Annotated in this window: 27 protein-coding genes; 22 read left to right on the forward strand and 5 right to left on the reverse strand. The window is 39.9% G+C overall.

Annotation, left to right across the window (positions count from 1 at the left end):
- The 15 genes from fabG (at position 1) to BM291_RS06100 (ending at position 11,000) form a co-directional block, all read left to right on the forward strand.
- Complete coding sequence (fabG, locus tag BM291_RS06030) at positions 1-732, forward strand: flexirubin biosynthesis SDR family reductase FlxB (RefSeq protein WP_092895363.1); 732 nt, start codon at positions 1-3, stop codon at positions 730-732.
- Entirely contained in the window at positions 729-1,943 is a 1,215-nt protein-coding gene (locus BM291_RS06035) for a beta-ketoacyl-[acyl-carrier-protein] synthase family protein (RefSeq protein ID WP_092895365.1), read from the forward strand. Before fabG ends, BM291_RS06035 begins: the two co-directional genes overlap by 4 nt.
- Entirely contained in the window at positions 1,940-2,188 is a 249-nt protein-coding gene (locus tag BM291_RS06040; RefSeq protein ID WP_092895366.1) for a phosphopantetheine-binding protein, read from the forward strand. The genes BM291_RS06035 and BM291_RS06040 overlap by 4 nt, the downstream gene beginning before the upstream one ends.
- Positions 2,188-3,063 carry an LpxL/LpxP family acyltransferase gene (locus BM291_RS06045; protein ID WP_092895368.1) on the forward strand — a complete coding sequence of 292 codons (876 nt, stop codon included), beginning with the start codon at positions 2,188-2,190 and terminating at the stop codon, positions 3,061-3,063. The genes BM291_RS06040 and BM291_RS06045 overlap by 1 nt, the downstream gene beginning before the upstream one ends.
- A complete protein-coding gene (locus tag BM291_RS06050) occupies positions 3,060-3,491 on the forward strand; it encodes a hotdog family protein (protein WP_092895370.1) in 432 nt (143 codons plus the stop codon). Before BM291_RS06045 ends, BM291_RS06050 begins: the two co-directional genes overlap by 4 nt.
- Positions 3,492-3,690: 199 nt before the next feature.
- Entirely contained in the window at positions 3,691-4,116 is a 426-nt protein-coding gene (locus tag BM291_RS06055) for an acyl-CoA thioesterase (RefSeq protein ID WP_092895372.1), read from the forward strand.
- Positions 4,101-5,219, forward strand: a complete 1,119-nt coding sequence (locus BM291_RS06060; RefSeq protein WP_092895374.1) for a beta-ketoacyl-[acyl-carrier-protein] synthase family protein — start codon at positions 4,101-4,103, stop codon at positions 5,217-5,219. The genes BM291_RS06055 and BM291_RS06060 overlap by 16 nt, the downstream gene beginning before the upstream one ends.
- A 3-nt stretch (positions 5,220-5,222) precedes the next feature.
- A complete protein-coding gene (locus BM291_RS06065) occupies positions 5,223-5,804 on the forward strand; it encodes a beta-ketoacyl-[acyl-carrier-protein] synthase family protein (protein WP_092895376.1) in 582 nt (193 codons plus the stop codon).
- A gap of 1 nt (position 5,805) precedes the next feature.
- On the forward strand, positions 5,806-6,060 hold the full coding sequence (locus tag BM291_RS06070; RefSeq protein ID WP_092895378.1) for a phosphopantetheine-binding protein: 255 nt from the start codon (positions 5,806-5,808) through the stop codon (positions 6,058-6,060).
- Positions 6,057-7,232 (forward strand): beta-ketoacyl-[acyl-carrier-protein] synthase family protein, encoded by a 1,176-nt coding sequence (locus BM291_RS06075; RefSeq protein ID WP_245786784.1) that lies wholly within the window; start codon positions 6,057-6,059, stop codon positions 7,230-7,232. The genes BM291_RS06070 and BM291_RS06075 overlap by 4 nt, the downstream gene beginning before the upstream one ends.
- The gene (locus BM291_RS06080) at positions 7,232-8,149 is read left to right on the forward strand and encodes a beta-ketoacyl synthase chain length factor (RefSeq protein WP_175499652.1); all 918 of its coding nucleotides are present in this window, start codon (positions 7,232-7,234) and stop codon (positions 8,147-8,149) included. The genes BM291_RS06075 and BM291_RS06080 overlap by 1 nt, the downstream gene beginning before the upstream one ends.
- Entirely contained in the window at positions 8,142-8,873 is a 732-nt protein-coding gene (locus BM291_RS06085) for a polysaccharide deacetylase family protein (protein WP_092895382.1), read from the forward strand. The genes BM291_RS06080 and BM291_RS06085 overlap by 8 nt, the downstream gene beginning before the upstream one ends.
- A complete protein-coding gene (locus BM291_RS06090; RefSeq protein WP_092895384.1) occupies positions 8,874-9,479 on the forward strand; it encodes a flexirubin biosynthesis/transport protein LolA2 in 606 nt (201 codons plus the stop codon).
- 1 nt (position 9,480) lies between these two features.
- Positions 9,481-9,855 (forward strand): ApeI family dehydratase, encoded by a 375-nt coding sequence (locus BM291_RS06095; RefSeq protein ID WP_092895386.1) that lies wholly within the window; start codon positions 9,481-9,483, stop codon positions 9,853-9,855.
- Positions 9,855-11,000, forward strand: a complete 1,146-nt coding sequence (locus BM291_RS06100) for a DUF2062 domain-containing protein (RefSeq protein WP_092895388.1) — start codon at positions 9,855-9,857, stop codon at positions 10,998-11,000. Before BM291_RS06095 ends, BM291_RS06100 begins: the two co-directional genes overlap by 1 nt.
- A 67-nt stretch (positions 11,001-11,067) precedes the next feature.
- Here the strand turns inward: BM291_RS06100 and BM291_RS06105 are convergent, their stop codons facing one another.
- Complete coding sequence (locus BM291_RS06105; RefSeq protein ID WP_092895390.1) at positions 11,068-11,367, reverse strand: DUF3892 domain-containing protein; 300 nt, start codon at positions 11,365-11,367, stop codon at positions 11,068-11,070.
- Between the two features lie 519 nt (positions 11,368-11,886).
- Between BM291_RS06105 and BM291_RS06110 the strand changes: the two genes are divergently transcribed.
- The 3 genes from BM291_RS06110 to BM291_RS06120 all read left to right on the forward strand — a co-directional run bounded on the left by BM291_RS06110 (position 11,887) and on the right by BM291_RS06120 (position 13,475).
- On the forward strand, positions 11,887-12,342 hold the full coding sequence (locus BM291_RS06110; protein WP_092895392.1) for a PA2169 family four-helix-bundle protein: 456 nt from the start codon (positions 11,887-11,889) through the stop codon (positions 12,340-12,342).
- Positions 12,343-12,743: 401 nt separating this feature from the next.
- Positions 12,744-13,097 carry a hypothetical protein gene (locus tag BM291_RS06115; RefSeq protein WP_092895394.1) on the forward strand — a complete coding sequence of 118 codons (354 nt, stop codon included), beginning with the start codon at positions 12,744-12,746 and terminating at the stop codon, positions 13,095-13,097.
- Between the two features lie 102 nt (positions 13,098-13,199).
- On the forward strand, positions 13,200-13,475 hold the full coding sequence (locus BM291_RS06120; protein WP_092895396.1) for a hypothetical protein: 276 nt from the start codon (positions 13,200-13,202) through the stop codon (positions 13,473-13,475).
- Between the two features lie 81 nt (positions 13,476-13,556).
- Here the strand turns inward: BM291_RS06120 and BM291_RS06125 are convergent, their stop codons facing one another.
- Complete coding sequence (locus BM291_RS06125; RefSeq protein WP_092895398.1) at positions 13,557-14,219, reverse strand: YiiX/YebB-like N1pC/P60 family cysteine hydrolase; 663 nt, start codon at positions 14,217-14,219, stop codon at positions 13,557-13,559.
- Between the two features lie 162 nt (positions 14,220-14,381).
- Complete coding sequence (locus BM291_RS06130) at positions 14,382-14,654, reverse strand: hypothetical protein (protein ID WP_217647296.1); 273 nt, start codon at positions 14,652-14,654, stop codon at positions 14,382-14,384.
- Between the two features lie 126 nt (positions 14,655-14,780).
- Between BM291_RS06130 and BM291_RS06135 the strand changes: the two genes are divergently transcribed.
- Positions 14,781-15,233 (forward strand): hypothetical protein, encoded by a 453-nt coding sequence (locus BM291_RS06135; protein ID WP_092895402.1) that lies wholly within the window; start codon positions 14,781-14,783, stop codon positions 15,231-15,233.
- Positions 15,234-15,517: 284 nt separating this feature from the next.
- Here BM291_RS06135 and BM291_RS06140 read toward each other — a convergent pair whose 3' ends face one another.
- Positions 15,518-17,866: a DNA topoisomerase 3 gene (locus BM291_RS06140; RefSeq protein ID WP_317045646.1), complete on the reverse strand. Its 2,349-nt coding sequence runs from the start codon at positions 17,864-17,866 to the stop codon at positions 15,518-15,520.
- A gap of 19 nt (positions 17,867-17,885) precedes the next feature.
- Positions 17,886-18,086, reverse strand: a complete 201-nt coding sequence (locus BM291_RS06145; protein ID WP_092895404.1) for a hypothetical protein — start codon at positions 18,084-18,086, stop codon at positions 17,886-17,888.
- Between the two features lie 614 nt (positions 18,087-18,700).
- Here BM291_RS06145 and BM291_RS06150 point away from each other — a divergent pair.
- The 3 genes from BM291_RS06150 to BM291_RS06160 all read left to right on the forward strand — a co-directional run bounded on the left by BM291_RS06150 (position 18,701) and on the right by BM291_RS06160 (position 24,107).
- On the forward strand, positions 18,701-19,354 hold the full coding sequence (locus BM291_RS06150) for an RNA polymerase sigma factor (RefSeq protein ID WP_092895406.1): 654 nt from the start codon (positions 18,701-18,703) through the stop codon (positions 19,352-19,354).
- Positions 19,355-19,544: 190 nt separating this feature from the next.
- Complete coding sequence (locus tag BM291_RS06155) at positions 19,545-20,555, forward strand: FecR family protein (RefSeq protein WP_092895408.1); 1,011 nt, start codon at positions 19,545-19,547, stop codon at positions 20,553-20,555.
- A gap of 117 nt (positions 20,556-20,672) precedes the next feature.
- Positions 20,673-24,107: a SusC/RagA family TonB-linked outer membrane protein gene (locus BM291_RS06160; protein ID WP_092895410.1), complete on the forward strand. Its 3,435-nt coding sequence runs from the start codon at positions 20,673-20,675 to the stop codon at positions 24,105-24,107.
- The last annotated feature ends 27 nt before the right edge of the window (positions 24,108-24,134 follow it).

Here is a 24,134-nt window from a genome sequence, read left to right on the forward strand (position 1 = left end):
ATGAGAGATTGTTGTTTGATCACTGGAGCCTCTAGAGGTATAGGTAAGACCATCGCTATCACCTTGGCTCAGGATTATGGATTACATATTTTGATTAATTACGCCAGCAACGAAGCTGCGGCTCTTGAGACCGTGGCGGAAATCGAAGCGAATGGCGGAACCGCTGAGTTACTTCAATTCAAAGTGCAGGACTATGAAGAGACTACTACTGCGATAGATTCTTGGATCAAATCACATCCTGAGGATCAAATCAAAGTATTGGTTAATAATGCAGGAGTTACCAAGGACAATCTCTTGGTGTTTATGGAAAAGGACGATTTCAATAATGTGATTGACATCAATTTGCGTGGTACTTATAATGTGACCAAAGCGGTGATCAATCATATGGTGAGAAAGCGATATGGTCGAATCGTCAACGTAGCCTCACTTGCCGGAGTAAAAGGCGTTCCTGGTCAGACAAACTATTCGGCTTCCAAAGGCGGAATGATCGCTTTTACAAAGTCTTTGGCGCAGGAAGTAGCCAAACGAAAAATCACGGTGAATGCAGTGGCTCCAGGGTTTATCAGTACCGATATGACTAAGGATTTGCCAGAGGATGAATTGAAAAAGCTGATTCCAATGAATAGATTTGGTACGCCGGAAGAAGTAGCAGGCACGGTTTCATTTCTTGTTTCCGAAAAAGCCGCCTACATCACTGGCGAGGTAATCAATATTAACGGAGGGATTTCATGAGAAGGGTAGTCATCACAGGTATGGGAATTTATTCCTGTATCGGAAAAAATCTGGAAGAAGTTTTACACTCTTTGCAAAATGGATTGAGCGGAATTTCCATTGATCCGAGTAGAGAGGAAATGGGTTTTCGATCAAGGCTGGCAGGCTTGGTAGAAGAGCCAGATTTGAAGTCTGTGTTGAATAGAAAGCAGCGGAATACCTTAAGTGAAGAGGCTAAATATGCTGTTGTCGCCACAGAGGAAGCGTTGAAAACGGCAGGTTTGGATCTTTCTTACTTTGAGGAAAATGAAGCCGGAGTGATCTATGGAAATGATTCCTCCGCCAAAGCGGTAATAGATGCTGTCGATACAATCCGTGAAAAGAAGGATACAACCTTAGTTGGTTCAGGGTCTATTTTTCAATCGATGAATAGTACGGTTACCATGAATTTGGCAACTATCTACAAGCTTCGAGGAATCAATTATACAGTGAGTGCAGCTTGTGCTTCTGGTTCTCATGCGATCGGCATGGGCTATCAGTTGATCAAAGCAGGAATGCAAGAGATGATCATAGTCGGTGGTGCTCAGGAAGTGAATCCATTGGCATTTGGTAGTTTTGATGGCTTGGGTGTATTTTCCACACGTGAGGACGATCCCAAAGCTTCATGCCGTCCATTTGATAGAGATCGCGATGGACTGGTAGCCAGTGGGGGAGCAGCTACTTTGATTATAGAAAGCTATGAATCTGCAATGGCTCGTGGAGCTACTATTTTAGCAGAATTGGTGGGCTACGGCTTTTCTTCCAATGGAGAGCATATTTCCAATCCCAATATGGATGGTCAGGTTCGCTCTATCCGTATGGCGCTGAAAGGTGCAGGTCTGAAAGCTGAAGAAATTGACTACGTAAATGCCCATGCTACCTCTACTCCCGTGGGAGATAAGTTTGAAGCAATGGCGCTTCGTGAGGTCTTTGGATCCAAAACTCCAATCAGCTCAACTAAGTCCATGACAGGTCATGAATGCTGGATGGCTGGAGCCAGTGAGATCGTTTATTGCTTGCTGATGATGCAGCATAGTTTCATCGCTCCGAACATAAATTTTGAAAATCCAGACGAAGTTTCTGCGGATCTTAATATTATTGCAACTTCAAAGGAAGTTGAATTAAGCCATATTGTATCGAATTCGTTTGGATTTGGCGGCACCAATTCAACTTTAATTATAAAGAAAGTATGACGAAGGATATCGTAATAGACAAGATAAATGAATTCCTTGTAGAAGAATTTGAGGTGGATCAAAGTGTCATTAAACCTAATGCTAGCCTGCAGGATACACTGGAATTAGACAGCCTTGACTATGTGGATTTGGTAGTGGTGATAGAAAATAATTTTGGTTTCAAAGTGACAGGAGACGATTTCAAGTCTATTACTACTTATCAGGATTTTTACGATTTGATTTTTGAAAAAGTGAGTGCAAAGTAATGGCCTCATGGACTGGCAGAAGTAGAGGAAGCGTCCTTGGGTATAAAATAGTAGTTGGTTCCCTCCGAATTTTTGGTTTATCCAACACGTACTTTCTGCTGAAAATTATTTCATTTTATTACTACCTCTTTGCGGGTGAACCTAAGAAGCACATCCTTGATTTCTACCAAAATAAATTAGGATTCTCTCCTCGCCAAGCCAAGAAACTCTGTCAAACCAATTTCTATTTACTCGCTCAAAGTATCTTGGATAAGATCGCATTGGCGATGGGAATGGGTTCGGATATTTATTATCAACAAAAAGGGGAGGATGAATTAATCCGAATGGCGAAATCTGGCCACGGTGGATTTGTATTTTCAGCTCATGTGGGTAATTGGGATATTGCAGGGAATCTACTGCAAAATTTGGATGTGCCATTGAACGTGCTGATGTATGAAAACGAGGAAGAAAAGCTTAATGAATACCTTGACAGGATAGGTTCGAAGCCTAATTTCAATATCATTCCTATCAAAGATGATATGTCGCATTTGATCAAGATCTATAAGCACTTCAAGCAAAAGGAACTGATTTGCATCAACGCTGATCGCTTTTTACCAGGTGCGAAAACGATCTCCGCAGATTTTCTAAATTCGAAAGCACACTTTCCAGAAGGCCCTTTTTCAATTGTGAATAAGCTCAAGGCAAACTACACTTTTATCTTTGCAGTTAAGAATAGTAGATTTGGGTATGAATTCAGTGCAACTAAGCCTCGAAAAGCAGATGGGCAAATTCATGAAATTTTAGAGGATTATGTGACATGCTTGGAGGAAAAAGTGAGGCAGTATCCAGAACAATGGTTTAATTATTACGATTTCTATCAAGCACCAGCTAAATGATTTCAACTGAAGAATTGCAAAAGATCCCAGTTACTACGTTGATTCCTCAGCGTGCACCTATGGTGATGATAAGCAGGGTGATAGCCTATTCCAAAGGTGAAATTCAGACTGAGCTTGATATAGAATCGGAAAATATCTTTGTAAGTAAAGATCAGTTTTCTGAGTCAGGAATGCTGGAAAACATCGCGCAAACAGCCGCTGCGATGGTGGGCATAGAGGCTAGAGAGAAAGGTGGCGAAGTGCCATTAGGGTTTATTGGTGGGATAAATAAAGTGAAAGTTGCTGGCTTTGCCGCAGCTACAAATACGATCAATACCAAAATCGAAGTCCTACAGGAAGTATTTAATATTACGCTGATCAGAGGCAAATGCTTTATCTTGGATGAGCTGCTGCTGGAATGCGAAATGAAAATTGTAATCAATCCGTAAAATTGAGTTTACCGGTGCCAGACAGGCCTGCCTGAGTTAGTAAAATTTAGAATTTACATAAGAGAGTTGACGGTTTTTGAATCGAGATTTATATCGTCCTGAGCACTTGAGAGACGAGAGTCTCGAAATCGAAGGATCCTCGATACCAAAAGCTATTGGGACGCTAGGACGGACACGATTTGTGTTGAAAAATAAATAGATGAAATATATAGAAGACGTAATCCTTGTTAATATTCGATTTTCTGAAGTTGATTCTTTAGGGATCGTGTGGCATGGGAATTACCTTAAATTTTTTGAAGATGGGCGTGAAAGCTTAGGATTGAAATATGGGATGTCTTATCATGATCTGTATGATAACAAGTTGATTCTGCCAATTGTCGAGACTAATTTGAAGTTTAAATCGGTGCTCAAATTCGGCCATGTCGCTAGGTTAGTGACCCAACTTCAATTCAGTAAAGCAGCGAAGGTTATTTACAAATACACCGTTTACAACGAGACTACAGGGAAATTGGCAGCTGTTGGTGAAACAACTCAGGTCTTTGTGAATGAAGAAATGGAGCTTCAGCTGATCACTCCACCTGTTTTTGAAGATTGGAAGGCAAAGCAGATATGGCTGGAAAAATAAATGTTTTTTTGGGTGCGGAGAATGTTATTTCTCCTCTTGGCTGGGGGATTCAGGAGACTTTTTCCAATGCCAAGAATGGCAGAACTGGTCTTAAGGAATTGGAACAGCCGTTTCCTGGAATTACGAATCTATTCGCTGCGAAGTTTGATGATGCTTCCTTCTCGACGGACTCTCCGATTGAAGAGTTTGCAGGTGAAAGCTGCCGAGGAAGTCTGGAAAACTTGAATTTCGAGCATCAGTTGGATGAGCGCTGGCTCTTTGTACTCAGTACTACTAAAGGTGATATCATTCATCTGAAAAATGGAGAAATGGATCGCTCCAATCCGTATTACCTGATGCAGCAACTTCAGAAGGAATTGCCATTTGAAAGTCAGGGAAAAGTTATTTCCTGTGCCTGTATTTCTGGATTGGCTGCATTGATCTATGCCGCTGATAAGATTGCTGCGGATCAGGTGGATCATGCTTTGATCGTAGGCGCAGATGCCCTCAGTGAATTTACAAGCCTGGGCTTTGAGTCCTTTTTTGCTTTGGATTCTGAGCAATGCAAACCTTTTGATAAGAGCAGAAAAGGCTTGAATCTGGGTGAAGCGGCTGCAAGTCTAGTGCTTTCGAAGGATCAAACACTTTTCCAAACTAGCCCATTACGCTATCTAGGTGGAGCGACTAGCAACGACGCAAACCATATTTCTGGACCTTCACGCACTGGAGAAGGACTTTATAGAGCGGTAGATAAAGCGTTGAAATACAGTCATAAAACTGCTGATCAAATCGAATTTGTATCAGCACACGGCACTGGGACTTTGTTCAACGATGAAATGGAGTCTAAGGCATTTGCCAGTCATGGTTTGCAAAATACCCCGCTCAATAGTTTGAAGGGATATTTTGGACATACACTTGGTGCTAGTAGTTTGGTGGAGATGGCGATGACTATGCAAAGTATGAGAGAGAATGTATTTTTGAAAACCATGGGCTGTGCAGCATCTGGGACGGAAACAGAACGGAATGTGTTGACTGAAAATCTTGGAATGGAGATAAAAATCGTCCTAAAAACAGCTTCAGGTTTTGGGGGATGTAATGCAGCTGTATTAATTGAAAACCAATAAGTTATGGCTATACAAGTGTTGTCCTCTTGTAGTATTGAAAATGGTACTGTTGTAGTCAATGGAACACCTGAGTATTCTGTTGAAAATGAGGTTTTTTCAGACTTTCTAAAGTCAGCTTACAGGCATTTGGATATTTCTTATCCTAAGTATTTCAAGATGGATAAGCTTTGTCAGCTGGCATTTCTAGGTACAGAATACCTCCTGAAGACAAATGATATCCCCTTTACGGATGATGAAGTTGCGCTATGTTTTTTCAATGGACGGTCCAGTTTGGATACCGATTCAAAGCATCAGCAATTGATCAACGATGGGACAAAAGTTAGCCCCGCGGTTTTTGTATATACTTTGCCAAATATAATGATGGGGGAAATTGCCATCAAAAATAAATGGTACGGAGAAAATCTACTTATTTTGAGACCGGATTTCAATTTTGAAGAATGGGCTTTGGAAGCTGATTTGTTGATCTCTAGTGGAAAAGCAACTTATTGCCTTGGTGGATGGGTAGATGTCTTTCAGGATAATTATCAGCTTCATCTGTATTTAGTGGAAGCTGCGGAAATAAAAATGAAATTAACATCAATATAAAATGAGTTTACAGGAAGAAATAAAGAAGCATCTGATTGAGCAGTTGAATTTGGAAGATTTGACGCCTGAGGATATTGCAGATGACCAGCCACTTTTTGGAGATGCAGGGATAGGACTAGATTCTATTGATGCGCTTGAAATTATTGTCATGCTGGATAATCACTTTGGGGTTGTATTGGAGAATCCGGATCAAGGCAGAGCCGTTTTTAAGTCAGTGAACACACTTGCAGAATACATAGTAAAAAGTCGATCTTGATAAACGTAAATGTAACCGGACGTGGAGTGGTGACTGCATTGGGAATCAGTGCGAAGCATCATTTTAATCAGCTCAGATCTGGGGTGACTGGCATTAGCCATTTCCAGCGAGATGAGCAATTTTTGTATGCCGGGAAAGTACATTTTACCAACCAACAACTTTCAAAATTGTGTGGAGTTGAATATTCAGATTACTCTTCCAGAACTGCTTTACTTGGGCTTTTGGCTGCAAGGGAGGCATTGAGCAATACAATTTTGGATTCTAGATTTCCCGCAGCATTTATCAATGGAACCACAGTCGGTGGAATGGATCTGAGTGAGCAGTATTTCGAAGCGAAAAGCAAAGGACAGCCGGCAGATGCAGCTCTCTTTGGAATGCATGATTTGGGAGCAAATACAGACTTTATCGCCAAAAATCTTGGTGATTTTCAATACATCAATACAATTTCTACCGCCTGCTCTTCTGCAGCAAATGCGATCATGCTAGGCGCTCAACTGATCCAGTCGGGGCAATATCAGCGCGTGCTGGTAGGAGGGACCGATGCCTTGTGCAAGTTCACAATCGAAGGATTCAAATCACTGATGATCTATGATTCTGAATTGTGCCAGCCTTTTGACGCAAATCGGCGCGGGTTGAATCTCGGTGAGGGCGCGGCATACTTGCTTTTGGAAAGCGATGAAAGCATTATGGAAAGCGGAAATCAATGCTTGGCCAAAGTCACAGGCTGGGCCAATCGCAACGATGCCTTTCACAATACAGGCACTTCGCCCGAAGGAATAGGCGCTCAAAAAGCAATGCAAGCAGCGCTTGAGATAGCAAACTTGAAACCTGCTGAAATCGATTATATCAATGCTCATGGGACAGGAACACAGAATAACGATTCCTCGGAATTAGCAGCGATGGAGGCAGTTTTTGGGACTGAACTTCCAGATTTCAGTTCTACCAAAGGAGCTACAGGTCATACGCTTGCAGCTTCTGGAGCGATAGAAGCTGTGTTCTCTGTGGAGAGTTTACTTCAAGGTTGCGCTTATGGAAACTTCAATATTTCTGAGCCTGCGACAGCTTCGAAAGCACTTTTGAGAAAAGCAGTCTCTAAAGATATTCAGCATGTGATGTCCAATTCATTCGGTTTTGGAGGTAATTCCACCTCTTTGATTTTTTCCAAATGCTGATGCAAAAGCTCTACATACATCAAGCAATTTCAATTTCTACCCAAGGCTTTTGGGAAGGTTTCGATCTGCCTGAGTTGAGAGAGGATCTAGAGGAGTTCAAGGCAGTTGATCCAGATTACAAGACTGTAATTCCAGTGATGTCTTTGCGTAGAATGTCCAAAATTACCAAAATGGCCTTGATGTGCAGTTTGACGATTTCGAAGAACACTGAGCTAGTTTGGGATGGGATAATCGTAGGCACAGGCCTAGGGAATTTGGCGGATACAGAGAAGTTTCTGACGCTCATTTCGGCTACTGATGCTGGGTTGAATTCGCCCACTGCTTTCACGCAGTCCAGCCACAATACCTTATCTGGACAGATCGCACTTCAGCTCAAAAATCACGGGTATAACATGACCCATGTTCAGAGAGGCTTTTCTTTTGAAAATGCCCTTCAGGATGCTATCCTTCAAGCGAACTGTGGAATGAAAAATATACTTCTCGGTTCAGCTGACGAACATATTCCGTTATTGGATACGCTGGGCAGAGAGATGAAGTATGAAGAAAGGGCTATAGTCCAATTTGGCGAAGGAGCTTCGTTTTTTCAGTTGAGCGCTGATGTGCCATCTGGGATTTTTGTGCAGGATGCGTTGGTCAAAATGAAATCTGAGAATCAGCTTCAAGAGATCGATTCCTTTGTGACGAAAAATAAGGTGGATAAGAAATGCTGTTTGCTGATTACTACCCCTGATATGATAGTTGACTGCGGCATGGATCGAAAGTCGCTAGGGGACTTAGTCGGAAATTACATGACGAACTCTGGAATAGCGATTCATTTGGGCTGTGCGTATTTGCAGAGAGAAGAATACAACCATGTTTTGATCCTGAATGCTAACTCAGAGGCTGGTATGGGCCTAACCTTATTTGGTCATGAGTAAGACTCAGGGTATTTTTGGAATAGCGATTTTAGGGGCAATTGCAATTTTGCTGACTTCTATTTCCAACTATTACCTGATCGCATTGTTCGTAGGTGTTTCATTCTTTTTGTTTGGAATGTCCATGTTTCTTAGGGCTCAGTTTTTTGTAAAATCGACTTTTCGCACCTCTGAAAATAACGTCTTACTGAGTTTTGATGATGGTCCTGATCCTGTGAATACGCCTCTCGTTTTAGATATTCTGAAAAAGCAGGGTGCTACTGCGATGTTTTTCCTGATCGGGAAAAAGGTGAAGGGCAATGAAGCGCTCGTTCGTAGAATACAGGAGGAAGGGCATTTGCTGGGAAGTCATTCCTATAGCCACGATTCTAAAATTGGGCTTTGGAATAAGGCTAGAACAACAATGGATATTCGAACTGGGCATGAAGAGCTATTAAAGGTCGTTCCTAATGCAGGTGATTGGTATCGCCCGCCCTTTGGTGTGACTAACCCAACTATAGCCTCAGCGCTCAAGAAATGTGGCTTAAAGTCAATCGGCTGGTCAGTTAGAAGTTTTGATACCGTCAAAAAAGATCCTAAGAAACTGCTCGAAAACTTAAGCCAAGAAATAAAAGGATCAGATATTGTACTCTTGCACGACACACAGAATCTAACTGTTTCAATCTTAGAACCGTTGGTCCTGGAGCTGAAAAGCAGAAAGCTCACCTTAAAAGCTGAATTGAATTAAATGTCATTTTTAGTCAACCTTATATTATTTATCAGTCTAAGTATTCCTGCCTTAAGTCAGGAGCAGGATACTGATTTTGCCAAAAAACTTCAGGAGCACTATAAGACTGTAAAATCCATTTCGGCAGATTTCACACAGAGCAAGCAGAGTTTGCTTTTTGATGAGGCATTGGTGTCCAAAGGGGTTTTTTACTATGAAAAGCCTGATAAAATCCGCTGGGAACAGTTGGCTCCGTCTGCAAATTACTTTATCCTGAATAAGGAAGAAGTCATCCAATTCGATGGGGAATCAGTGAAAAAATCGACTGGTTTGAATATGCAGATGAGCATTTTTAGACAGTTTATTTTGAGTACGGTGGATGGTTCTATTTTGAATGATCCCTCGTTTGAAAAGAGATTTCAGAGCAAAAATGGGGAGATGCGCATTAGCTTAGTACCTTTGGATAAGCGGATGGCAAAGCGATTGGTAAAAATCGAGCTAACCTTTGACGAGAAAACGCTAGTACTCGATCAGCTGAAAATGTATGAGAATCAGGATGATTCCACCGAAATCAGCTTTACAAATCAGAAAATAAATACATCGATCCCCGCATCAATTTTTCAATAAAATGCAGCAGGAAATTCTAGATCAAACACTTGATATTTCTATAATTACTCAAGAAGAAACAGAATCTCTATGTGCTGTGAAAGTGCTGAGCACTAGTTCTGTATTCGAAGGTCATTTTCCTGGAAATCCTATTCTACCAGGAGTAATTATGGTAGAGTCAGTGCGAACTGCTTTGAATCAACTTTTTCAAAAAGAATATCGCCTAATGTCAGCTTTGAGCATCAAGTTTTTGGCTGTGCTAAATCCGAATGAACATGTGGATGTGCAAATGGGAATTAAACATTCTTCGGTAGAAGAAGGGTTGAAAATTGATGCAAATCTATTTTGTGGAGAGAAGATTTTCTTCAAAATGAAAGGCGTTTATTGCGCAGTTTGATGGGAAATAGAGTTTGCATTATCATTCCAACATATAATAATGAAGGAACTCTTCGTCAAGTGATCACGGAGGTTTTGAAAATCTGCCCTGATTTGTTGGTGGTAAATGATGGTTCGACGGATAGTACAGAATCGATTTTGGAGAGCTTTTCAGGTTTGAATGTTATAAGTTATCCCAAAAATAAAGGGAAGGGATATGCGCTTAGAAAAGGCTTTGTGAGAGCACACGCTTTGGGTTATGAGTATGCGGTGACGCTGGATTCTGATGGGCAGCATGAGCCGGAGAATATCCAAGATCTGACTGAACAAATTCAGCTTCTGGAGACGGAGACTGTGCTGATGGGCTCACGCAATATGGAGCAAGATGGCATTCCAAAGAAGAGCAGTTTTGGGAATAAGTTCAGCAATTTCTGGGTTTGGTTTAATACCGGGATTAAGCTATCGGATACGCAGACGGGTTTTAGGGCTTATCCCCTGAGACCCATTTCTAGGTTGAAATGGTTTTCAAACAAATTTGAATTCGAAGTCGAAGTTCTGGTACGACTAGCTTGGGAAGGAGTGGAGATCAAGGAAGTGCCCGTGCATGTGAATTATCCTGAAGACCGTGTGAGTCACTTCAGACCGTTTCATGATTTTGCAAGAATCAGCGTATTGAATACTGTTTTCTTTTTCTTAACACTCGGGTATTTCGCACCGAAAAGATTGTTTTTTGTCAAGGGAGACAGCAATATTTTTACACAAATCAGAAGAGAGTTTAAGCGTCACCAACATGATCCGATGCAAATGGCTGGTTCGGTAGGTTTAGGATTGTTTTTCGGTGTGTTTCCGATTTGGGGATTTCAGATGATTGTGGCATTTTTTGCCGCTAGTTTGCTGAAAATGAACCGCGTCATTGTACTTACTTTTTCTAATATCAGTTTACCTCCTTTTATTCCAATGATCATTATTTCCAGTTACTTTTTCGGAAGTTTTTTTGTGGAAAAGAAGGTGCTTATTCCGGACTTTTCTGAAATAACAGTGGATACGATATACTTGCAACTCTATCAATATATGGTCGGAGCCGTGATTTTATCCTGTGTGCTTGGAGCCCTAGGATTTGGAATTACTTATATTTTGATGAAGGTTAAGTCATTATATAATAAGTGATTAGAGTAAAATGGTTTAAGCGTCTATTAAGATCAAAAGCTTACTTTAAAAAATGGGAAATGCAACCTTAAGATGAGTGGGCTCTACTGACTTCTGGTAAATCTTCCAGAAGATTATGCAGGTAACCCATTCCTATAGCCACCAGATTAGGTTCTCCATTTTCTGAATGGGCAACTTTCACATTGACTTCTTTTTTGTCCTCTAAAATATAAAATTCCCAAACCCCCTCATTGATTCCAGTAATTGCTTTCTGAGCAGAAATCATCCAGCGCTCTCCGGTATTGTTTATCCCACCAACTTGAGAAATACTGAAGGAATTGGTATGTCTAGTTTCTCTTTCTATAAAATGGATTCGTAGTCTGGTCATTCTGGAATTTATTCGGAAGGTAAAGTCAGTGGTGGTAAGAGGATTCGCAACATGCCCAAATTCGGGACTTCAAGTACTAGTAATACTTGAAACACTAAACATAAGTTTTGCCATTCCTGTAATCTTGGAATTAATTTTTAAATTAACTTATTCGTTTCATGTAAAACAAGTAAGTAGATATAGAAAAATATGATAAGCTGTATATGCTCTAGGCCTATTTGCAAATAGCCCGATTTTCAAGTGTAGGGGCACTTGCCTTTTCAAGAAGTTTCAACAGATTTTGCTAATGAGAAGTTGAGTGGAGCTAGAATTTACCTAGGAGTAAATGCTACAATTTGAGGAGAATTATTCTTAAAAATGACTTCATATTCTGGGCTTAGATTAGCCTATAGTCTCATTATAAAGGCCAGAGTGGAATTCACGGTTGTTTGAATCCCATGGCTAAGTATTTGATTTATTTCTTTAAGAATGACAAATAGGTCATTTAATTCAAAGCAATTTTAATTAAAACAACCAACTATGAAAACTACCAATGAAGCTGCAGAAATTTTGAATGATTTAGTACAGATCAACAATGACCGTATCGAAGGGTATGAGAAAGCAATTGAAAATTTAAAGGCCGAAGATCTGGATTTGAAACCTTTGTTTATTTCTATGATTGATGAGAGCCGAAAATGCAGAATGGCGCTTTCCAATGAACTTAATGTCTTTAAAACTGAAACAGAGGACAGTTCCACTACAAGCGGTAAACTGTATAGAGCATGGATGGACGTTAAAGCTGTGTTTACCGGACACGACAGAAAAAGCGTCTTGGAAAACTGTGAATTTGGGGAGGACGCTGCCCAAAAGGCCTACAAAGACGCAGCAAATGATGAAGATTTGCCAGCTAATCTAAAGACACTTGTTCTTGAGCAAAAGGCGACCTTAAGAATATCACATGACAAAATTAAGCAACTAAGAGATCAGCAAGCTTGATCTTACTAAGTTAAAAAAGTCTGTACAATTTAATCCCGGCAATTTGCCGGGATTTTTTTTAGTAGAGCTACTTGTGCCCTTAAGTCTTCATAAGATCTTGATTTAAAACCAGCACACTTTACTCCTTTTAATAGTTATTCCTCAGACACTGAAAGATTTTTACAGTAGGGTACTATAGTATTCAATAGGCATAGAAAGTTTGGTATAAGCTGATGATCATACACACTTATTTTGGTGCATAAGCTTCTCGATCTGTGGTAGCAAGTTCCCTCCTTGAAACGATATTATAGGGAGATATAGCTCGATTTAGTGTTCTCATTGCAATTTGAACCTGTTTTTTGTGAATAGTAGATTTTGCACAGGTATTGTACTAAAGTCCTCACTAACCAACTTATGAAATCATGGCTAATTACGCTTCTATACCCTTTATACATTCTCTTGGAAAATTTGTTCTGTTCTACATTGATCCAGCGAGTTTTCTGGTTTTCATTAGTAACAATGGAATCTCTGCTACCTCTGCCGAAGACGAAGAGAAGAATCCCAACCCTCCAGCTGAAGATTTTCCAATGCCGGATGGGGATGAGATCAATCCAACTAAGGTAATTCCCGAAGAGGAAGAGTATTTGCCTGATGAGCAGGAAGTGCCAGTGCAAGAGCCTCCCAAAGAGATAGAGGAAGATCCTTATTTCCCCAGAAAAGGAGATGGATTGCCTCCTGAAAAAGAGGATGAATTTCCGAAAACAGATCCCGTTTAATCAGCTGCGAATACTAGGTGCAACTGATTATTAAGAATGTAGTAGTACCCTCGAACTCTTTTATAAAATCCATATTTAGCAACCCCTTAAAACCATCAAACTATGAATGACGAACCTAATAAATTGACTGAAACGGAGGAGGATGTAGTAGCAAAAGTTATTATCCACATGCCTACCGAACCTGAGATTTCTTTTGAATGCCCATTAATGTTCAAATTACCTGAGGAAGGACAGATTCTGGATATAGCCTATGAAAAATTCATAACCGATCAAAGTCAATGGGAGAGAGCCCAAAGCACATTGGATAATGATGTGATGGTCATCGATCGGATAGAGGGTATTCATGTGTATCTACGGGAAGGTAATCCAGTTGATTAAAAGATGAGTATACGTTGAGCAGGGAGTCGAACTTCCTTGTCAAAATGGCTGTACTGTATCCACGACAAGCCCCAAACCAGTTTAATTCTCTAGGTATCCTATGTATGTCAGCTTTTCGTTCGCTGCCAGACCGTTAGGGTTACATCCCAATTTTCCTTCGGGCACATCCATATCAAGCTTCTGATAGAATTCCGCCCAGAAGGTGTCTGTTTTCTGGGTGTCTGGATTAATAAAAGTCATGGGCTCCAACTCAAAAATACCTGCATGCCTATAGGCTCGCTCAACAAAATCCGAGCAATAATACGAGGTGTCATTGAGGACGTAGCTCCAATTATACGGTTTCCCCAGCAGCGTTTTGGAGGTAATGATAGCTTGATTGATGGAATTTTGATCTTCATCAGTTAGCCTATATAGCGCGAACCGTCGGTTCTGGCCGGATTCGCTAAGCACCAAACTATCCAGCGGTTCACGTATAGATCCTTTTTTGCCAATAGCATGTAGGATATAGGCGCTAGAATCACAAACTTCAATAATGCCAACATGGTCAAAAGAGACGTCACTAGTACGCTGTGTAACTCGGTTGATGGCTCCAGACAAATGCTCTAATTCTGCCCCTACAAAAAGAAGATCGCCATTCTGGACATTCAGGTTGAGGTAGGGGATTGACTGCTGAGCGACAAGCGTTGGAACCCAGACGAAAGTGAAACAGAGTAATAGAAAGAAAGCAGAACGGATATTCGGCATGGTTAGCGTGCGTGTGTTTGGTTGGTCAAAGCTAGTACTAGGTGCTGGGGTATGAAAATACTCACCCGATTTAATATGACTTTGTAAACCTAGTATGAGATTCTGATGTGGTAATTAATACTTTCCGGTTTATGACGTTTTACATTTTATTAAATTCTAAACCTACCTCACCGACTTCAATTTCACGCCCTTTCCTTGGAGTATATGTAATAGTACTGCAGCATCTTTTTCCTGTTCCTCTTCGATAAATAGGCGGATAGCTCTAGAGAGTGACGCGATTTCGGGTACTTTATGAAGGCGATCAAAAGGGAAAGGATCTGAGTGTGTACTTAGAATCAAGCCTACTTTAATATCCACCCGTTTTTCCAGGTCTTTTAATTCACTGCATATTTCTGCCCAGTAGTGCATTGTGTTCAGGTGGAATTTTGTCTTCAAAATTAGTAATGATTTTATTGAAGATTGGTAATTTAGGTGCTAAGGAATATGAATCTGATACAAGCTGTCTCAATTTGTAAACACTTTCCTTAGTTTTTAGCTCTATCTATTAAACGTTCTTTTAAAATGAAACTCAATAAAGAAGTAGCAGAAGATCTTGACCTAGTGATTAAAGATCTGTTATCTAACAAGTCTAAAGTAGCATCTGTTGAGGATATGAAAAACCATCTTTTTCCTGATAAACCGGATGCATATTTAACATCCTTGTTTCATCATTTAAATGATCACCGTCCTCGCTTGTTATTTCCCGAGAAAAATCCAACACCAGATATGTTTTGGAAGAATGACTACCTGCCTGCTTTTTATTTCCAAGGTGGATTTACTGAGGTTTTTAAAGATCAGGAGAAGGAAAAAATGATCTTGGAAGAGAAGCGGAAGCTAGAACTCGAAAAGCTAAAGTACGACGTGAATAATTCTAAAAGGATCTATAAAACGTATTGGTGGACATTTGGCTTTGCGTTAACAGGTTTTATTTATGTGATTGTTAGATTGGGAATTTGGTTTTTCGAATCCAATTAAGTGATACCTAGGTAGCATGTCTTTATTATGGATTATTTAGAATGCTAAACCTAGTGTTAAGTAATGGGTTATGACCTTAGTCGACTCTATAAAATTAAGTCACATAGCTGAGTTGAATAGATAAGATGGAATTATGTTTGGCTTATGTAATCACATAGATGTAAGTTGAAATGTTTTTCTACTGACTTTCTAAGAAATGCAAAATACCCTGTACAGGCGGGGCGAGCGTTAGGCTTAGTACACTGACGCTCAAGGAAAACCCACTATATCATTCATTCAACAGCTTAAACACCCACACTTTCTTTCAATAAAGATGTCACTAGCTCAACGGTTAAGGGTTTCTTGTTCGCTTTTTCTCGGAGGGTATCAAAAGAGTATCTAAAGTCACATCCTTCTTTGTAGGCACTGCATCCATAAGCTGTTTTACCTCTTATTATTGTTCCTTTATTGCACAATGGACAGGAAATGACTGGAGGAGTTTTTTTAGAAGAATTGGCTAGTTTCTTTTCTTCCAAAACGAGTTGAAATTCATCATTGAAACGTACCAATCCTTCTTTATCTCCTGTCGCTGTTTTAAATCCTTTCAAATTGACAGTAGATCCTTTCTGGAGCAAACGCAAATACTGATTCTCTGATATAGTCTTTCCTTCGAAAGAAAAAGGAAGTAAAAAGTTGCATCCGGTTTTATAGGCGCTGCATCCGTAACTCGATTTCCCTTTGAGCAGTGCCCCTTCCTTGCATTTTGGACAAGAGCTTCCTACGATTGCAGTTTGGGTAGTTGATTTTACCTTTTCAGGAACCTTGGCATCAGTGCTGTGAGATATTTTAGCATGGCTTTGTTCCCTTATAACTTCGTAGACCAAATGCTCCACCATGCTCTTCATGTTCTTCACAAAAGAGCCCGCATTGAAATTCCCTTTTTCTATCTCTTTCAATTGTTTTTCCCACTTCCCAGTGAGTTCGGCTGAGGTCAGTAGGTCATTCTTAATGATATCAATCAATTGCACTCCTGTTTCGGTGGGCAAAATTTGCTTTTTATTCCGTTCAATGTACTGCCGCCTGAACAGTGTTTCAATAATATTTGCCCGAGTAGAAGGACGACCAATGCCATTTTCTTTCATTAACTCCCGCAACTCTTCATCGTCAACTTGCTTGCCGGCGGTTTCCATGCCTCTTAACAAAGTTGCCTCGGTATATTGATGAGGTGCTTTGGTTTCTTTCTCCAGAAAAGATGGCTCATGCGGCCCTTTTTCTCCTTTAGTAAAGAGCGGGAGCTCATCTTTCTCCTTTTTATCTTTGCCGTCAGCAGTTTCAAAAACAACTCTCCAGCCTTTTTCTAAAATGACTTTCCCGGTTGTTTTAAACGGAACCGTATCCACTTTCCCTAATACTGTGGTATTGGACACCGCACAATCATCATAAAACACGGCGATGAATCTCCTGGCAATAATATCATATACTTTTAGGTGATTCCCGTGCAAACTGCTTTGAATTCCTGTAGGAATCATGGCATGGTGATCGGTTACTTTTTTATCATTGAAAACCTTGCTAGACTTTTTTAATTTTTTGCCGAAAAGCGGTTGAGTTAGCAAGGTATAATTCGTTAGCTTTTCTAAAATTCCTTTTGCTTTGGGGTAAATATCGTTCGGTAAGAAAGTGGTATCCACTCTCGGGTAGGTGATTAATTTCTGTTCGTATAGTTGCTGCGCTACCTTAAGTGTTTCATCGGCAGAAAGGCCAAACTTATTATTGCAATACACCTGTAATCCTGTCAAGTCAAAGAGCTTAGGTGCATAATCCTTTCCTTTTTTATTAGCAATAGAGACGACTTCAAAGTCATGTTCTTTTACCACGTTGGCAAAAGCCTCTCCATCTTCTTTCTTTAAAAATTTACCTTCCTCACAGTTAAATACGACATCTCTATATACCGTTTGTAATTCCCAAAAAGGTTGTGGCTGAAAATTTTGAATTTCTTTAAACCTGTTAACAATCATCGCTAGGGTAGGCGTTTGGACTCTACCTATGGACAGGACCTGTTTGTATCCACCATGTTTCACTGTATATAAACGCGTGGCATTCATTCCCAACAGCCAATCCCCAATTGCCCGGGAATATCCAGCATAATACAAATTATCATACTTAGCAGAGGGTTGCAGTTTTTCGAAACCTTCCTTGATTGCCTCTGTGGTCAAAGATGAAATCCACAAGCGTTTGACTTCTCCTTTATACTCCGCTTGTTCAATTACCCACCGCTGAATCAGTTCTCCCTCTTGGCCGGCATCACCACAGTTGATCACAAGCGTGGCGGTGTCAAATAGCTTTTTTACAATGTCAAATTGCTTCTTGACCCCAACGTTATCAACGACTTTGGTTTTGAACTTTTCGGGAAGCATAGGAAGGTGACTTAGGCTCCAACTTTTCCAATGAGGATCATAATCATTCGGCTCAAATAAGGTGCAAAAGTGTCCGAAGGTATAGGTAACTATATAGCCATTCCCCTCATAATATCCATCGTGCCTAGTATTAGCTCCTAGAACTGAGGCTATTTCACGTGCTACACTTGGTTTCTCAGCAATACAAACTTTCATCTGAAGCAAAAATAGTAAAAATAGGGTAGGCTCAGCGGAGGACATGGTTTTAAGAGGTCTTCCTTTAGAAAAATTTAGCATTGAACCAGACGGTAGGGAAGGAGAATCCTATCCACATAACGAACGAACTAAGCTCCGTAGGAGCGAAATTATTATAGCCATAGGTGAAACCCATAATAGAAAAAACCACCACACAATTTCCCTCACGTCCAAAATCATCTTCTGGAAATGTTGGCCAATGCAGGAGGATAGAAACGGATTTCATTTTTACCGCTAACCCCAGAGGACACAAAGAATTCCGCTAAGAAAATTACTATGGAAAACAGCTCCTTGGAAACTTAAACGAGATTAATTAGGGCAGTATGTCCACGAAGTGGTCGAGCCCAGATAAAGAATGATTTCGCAGTAAGTCTCGTCGGTTTGTAATGTCTAACTACCATACTATGATCTAATTATAAATATCTAGCAGACAATTTTACACTCTTTTTGGATTCTGGACAAGATTAGACTGCTTAGTTTCATGGATTATATTTATACAGATAACCTTCAGAAATATTCGAGGATTTGGTGGAAGCATTACACAAGACTGGCAACCATAGGTAGCTTGCTATTATATTTTTCCTGATTTTTAATTCAGTTGATTTCTGACGCTATGGATGTAATTAAATCAGTAAGCTGATTCAGTCTTGCCGGTTACCCTATGCCCTATAGTACAGGATGGGAAAGGATGCTATACAGCTGATATTAAGTGGCGATAAGCTAATGTTACTAAGAATGAGGAATGGGTAATACTCATTTTTCAGTAAGGAGTAAGTATTCCTAATTCTATAAGTAGTTAGTTTCTAATAGAGAATGCTAAATAGTTAAACCCTAATCTCCATGTCCTCTCAGTCCTCCAACAAGGTGTTATTACATAGGATTTCGGTGGATTCAGATAAAGCTGCTTTTTCTGAACTTTTCAGCAGATATCATTCTAAACTGGTCTCCTTTGCTACCTGTTTTTTACCAAATTATGAAGAGGCTGAGGACATGGTGTCAGAAGTGTTTATTAGGCTTTTGCAGAATCGTACACAACTGAAGGATATAGAGAATTTTGAAGGATACCTTTATTTTTCTGTTAAGAATCAATGCCTGAACCAGTTAAAAAAGAATAAAAGACAGAATAAAATATTCACCCCTCTTGATCTACAAGATTGTAAAACTGGTGAGTCTACCCAACCTCTTGAGCAATTATTGACCTCTGAATTGCGAGATAAAATAGCAGGATGCGTAGATAGATTACCTCAGAAAAGAAGGTTAGTGTACAAAATGATCAAAGATGATGGGCTAAAGATCAAGGAGGTTTCTAAGTTGCTTGATATTGCCGAAAAGACGGTGAAGAAGCACTTGGAATTAGCGGTAAAAGATCTAAGAGCAGAAATAGCGACTTATATCTCTGCTCAAAATACACATTCAAAAATCATCCCTATTTCTTTGAAAGTAGGCAGTTTAGTAATGTTGGTCTTGTTGATTTCCCAATTTATGAACATTTAGCCTGCCTTTTTTAGATTTAAACTAATCATCCCAAAGCGCCATTTTTTTAAAGGAGAAGATGATTTATTATTTGGATTAATATTCTTACTACCTATTGATTATTCTGCTCTACTCACCTGTTCTAAAATAAAATTTTAACAAATATTCAAAGTGCATTACGCCCTTTGTTCCTCTAGGTTGTCTTGGTAATGTGAATGTACCTGAAGATCAAATCGACCTTATTCTTTCTAAGTGGCTGACAAATTCGGCAAGTCAAGAGGAACTTTTAATTCTGGAAAACTGGGCAGATCTGTGTGATGAAAATCTGGAGATATTTGAAACTTTTAAAAAAGTAGCTGGCGAAAGTACAGCTGAACCCATCTTAGTCAATCTGGAAGAAAAGACCAATGATATTTGGGAAAGATCCCTTCAAAAAAAAACAGATGAAAAGGGACATTGGGTGGGCCTATTCAAATATGCTGCGAGCTTATTCCTACTAGCAGCATTAGCGATGAGCATTTTTTATTACCAACAGCTAGAAAAAGAACTGAGTAATGAGGTAGTGGCCGAAGCTCCAAATTACATTATCAGAGAAAATAAGCCAGGTCAAAAAACTAAAATCTTGCTACCAGATGGTTCTGTTGCCTATCTGAATAGCAGTTCCAGCATCAGATATTTAACTGGGTTTGCTGGACAAGAGAGAAGGGTTTTCTTAGAAGGAGAAGGTTTTTTTGAGGTTGCTAAGGACAAGTCCAAGCCATTTATAGTTGAAAGCCGATCGGTTGAAACCACCGCTTTAGGGACTGCTTTTAATGTAAAAGCTTTTAAAGAGGAGGGAGCAATTCGTGTTTCCTTGGTAGAGGGTGAAGTGAGCGTAAATCAGCTCGCAAATAATACCAATTCACTAATCCTAAAGCCTGGAAAGGAATTGCTGTTTGAAGCCGATTCAAATACATTTCTAGAACGAGACTTTGATCTTGAAGATGTTATAGGTTGGAAAGTAGGGAAGTTGGTGTTCACACAGGCAACTTTAAAGGAAGTAAAACTTCGGCTGGAGAGATGGTATGGAGTCCAAATTGATATTAGTGGAAAAGTGCCTTCCAACTGGAAAGTGACTACAGTATATGAGAACCAAAGCTTAAAAAACGTATTAACTGATTTACAATACTCTAGAAAATTTGCCTATGAAATAAAGCATTCGAATGTGACTATCACCTTCTAAAAAAAACAGAACCAATGGGTTCGTACCCCATTGATTCTGAGACAGCATAACTAATTGTTTGGACGCAAATCAGCTATGCTTAATTAAATACTTGTCAGTACTCAATAACCCAAAATTATGATAAATAAATCTATACTGCTATTACTGCAAATGACAAAATACACCCTATATGGTTTTTTGTTTCAGATGCTCGTATTGAACGTGGTACTTGCCCACACAATTAAAGCCCAAAAAATCGACGAAGTTTATGTGAAAGTTTCTTTCGTTGAAGAGAAGCTACTTAACGTTCTACATGAGGTTGAAAGGCAAACAGAGTTTCAGTTTACCATTCATGAAAATGAAACCTATCTCAACAAAAAAATCTCTGTTAAGGCAAACAAGATTTCTGTAGAAGACTTGCTTAAGGAAATCGGTAGCCAAACTGGGCTCAATTTTCAACAGGTGAATAGAAATATATCCATGTGGCTTGCCCCAAGAAAAGGTGAGATTAAGGATGTACTAACCCCCTTAGAGGCTATAAATGTTTCAGGAATTGTAAGTGACAAAACCGGAGCTCCATTACCTGGGGTGACCATTATTGTAGAAGGTACCACAAGCGGTACTGTTTCGGATATTGATGGTAAATATTCAATTGACGCAGAAGCAGGAGATGTCTTGGTATTTTCATTTATAGGATTTAGTCAACAAAAAGCAACTATTGGAAATCAAGTAGAAATCAATGTAATCATGCTCGAAGATGAACGAGCGCTTGATGAAGTTGTAGTGGTTGGATACGGGACCCAAAAGAAGGAGGATGTCACAGGATCTGTGGTTTCAGTGAATGAAAAAACAATCAAAGATCTTCCTGTTTCTTCAGTGGATCAAAAGATGATTGGACAAGTGGCAGGAGTGCAGATTCAGCAAGTTTCTGGTGCTCCAGGAGCAGGAACTTCTATTAAAATTCGGGGAAGCGGATCTCTAGGAGCTGGAAATGAACCTTTGTATGTGGTAGATGGAATGCCTTATTCTTCTGGTATGAATCAGTCACTGAATCCGCTCATGTTCATTGACCCAAATAACATCGAGTCAATCACCATCTTAAAAGATGCTTCTTCCACGGCTATTTATGGTTCAAGAGGAGCAAATGGTGTGATCATGATCACTACCAAAAAAGGCACCTATAATCAGACTAGTATTACTTTTTCAGCTATGTCAGGGGTGCAGCAGGTGCCTCAAAAAGGTAGACCTAATATGCTGAATAAAAGAGAATTCGCGCAGCTTCAACGTGACAGAATAGATCTTGAAGTAGATCTGAGAGAGAACAGAGCAGCCACCTTAGAAGACTATCCTGAAGAATATCGAAATCTAGATGCACTTACTGGCCGAGGTACGGATTGGTATGATCTCATTCTTAGAGATGCTCCGATTCAAGATTACAATTTCAATCTTCAAAAGGGGACAGAAGATTCTCGTATTAATTTCAGCCTTGGGTATTTCAATCAACAAGGTGTTTTGAAGGAGACTGGTATAGAGCGTTTTAGTACGAAACTGGGGATTGAAACAGATATCACTCCTAATCTAAAATTAGGTGTGTCGATACAACCCACCTATATAAGCCAGCAAAGAGCGAATACAAACCTGAATAGGGAAGATGTCTTAGGTGTGAGTATTTGGGCAAACCCAATTTCTACTCCTTATGATGAGAATGGAAATCTGAAACCATACATAGTAGCTCCTCAAAGCAAATTTCACTCAGCATGGAGCTTCGCTAATCCATTGTATGTACTGCAGGAAATGACTACCGAGCAGAAGTCCTTTCAAAACCTTGGCTTAGCATTTTTGGAATGGAGCATATTACCAAACCTTCGTTTCAGGTCTTCCTTGAATACAATTTTGGAAGCATCTAAGTATTTTCAATATGTTCCTAGCACTGTGGGAGGATCTAATAGACCGCCTACTGCTGGTACCGGTAACTCTACAAATACCCGATACAACAGCTTCAACTGGTTGGTTGAGAATACAGTTAATTACGATTTGAGTTTTGGAGAACATTCATTCAACTCCTTACTGGGGTATACCATCCAACGCTTTAATTCCAATAATATAAATTTGAATGCCAGCCCATATCCGAACGATTTGATAACAACGATCAACGCGGCCCAAGCGATTAACTCATGGGGTGAGGCAGTGAATGAGTGGAGCATGATTTCGTATTTGGGAAGAATTAACTACTCATTTAAAGAACGTTATTTGTTCACCGCAACTTTTAGAGCGGATGGTTCTTCACGATTTGGGAGTGATAACCGTTTTGCAATCTTTCCCTCATTAGCGGGCGCATGGAGAGTGTCAGAGGAGGAGTTTTTCAAAGACATTTCCTGGATAGATAATTTGAAGTTAAGAGTCAGCTACGGAAAGAGTGGTAATAATAACATCGGTAATTATGCTCATCTAGCAAATATCAGTGCAGGCTCCTATGTCTTCGGAAACACTCAAGTCACTGGATCTAGCGTGGGGATATCTAACCCAGGGCTAACGTGGGAAGAATCAAATCAAATCGATGTGGGATTGGATTTTGATTTTTTCAATAGCCGCGCCTTTTTCATGATTGATTATTTCAAGAGAAGAAGCAATAATATGTTGCTGGAGGATGTGATACCTGCCATCACTGGTTTTAATTCACAAACCATTAATCAAGGAAGTGTGCAAAACACAGGGATAGAAATCGCTCTTGGAGGAACTCCTATCGCTGGTGAATTCAATTGGAACATCAGTGGTAACATTGCTTTCAACAGAAACGAAGTACTTTCTTTGAATGATAACACCGTGAGGATATTGTCTGGAAATAATGACGGAAATCCTACACACATTTCAGTAGTAGGGAAGCCGATTGGTCAATTTTTCGGTTTTGTTCTTGAAGGAGTATATACACCAGAATATTTAAGCCAGCCGGGAGTAGTCAATTCTCCTCAGGTGTATGAAGGAAATGTAAAGTACAAGGATGTAAATGGTGATGGATTTATCAATGATGTGCTTGATTACACCATCATTGGTAATCCCCATCCAGACTTCATCTTCGGCCTTACTAATAATGTCTCTTATAAAAACTTTGACTTGGGTGTAATAGTCAATGGTCAAGTTGGAGGACAGGTCATGAATGGTCTGCGTCAAACTACCGACAATCTTCAAGGCTTTTTCAATGTAGATAAAGATTGGGAAGCTAGATGGAGAAGCACCGAAAATCCAGGCGATGGCATTCATTCAGGAGTACCAAAGTTGAAGCCTAGCTGGGGACATAGAGTGTCTACCCTTTGGGTGGAAGATGCTTCGTACTTGCGTATCGCTAATATGACCTTGGGATATACCATTCCATCGAGCTTGTCTGAGAAAATGAAAGTATTGAAGAGTTCTAGACTGTATTTCACAGTGCAAAACTTAGCCATGTTTACCAATTATAAAGGGGCAAATCCAGAAGGTCAGGCAGCGAATCAGAATAACACATTGGTTCCCGGGTTTGATATGACGTCGTATCCGCTCTCGAGGACTATGTCATTGGGAATAAACCTTTCTTTTTAATCTGGAATGAAAACGATGTTCCATCAC

The sequence above is a fragment of the Algoriphagus aquimarinus genome (assembly GCF_900112005.1).
GTDB classification, from domain to species: Bacteria; Bacteroidota; Bacteroidia; order Cytophagales; family Cyclobacteriaceae; genus Algoriphagus; species Algoriphagus aquimarinus.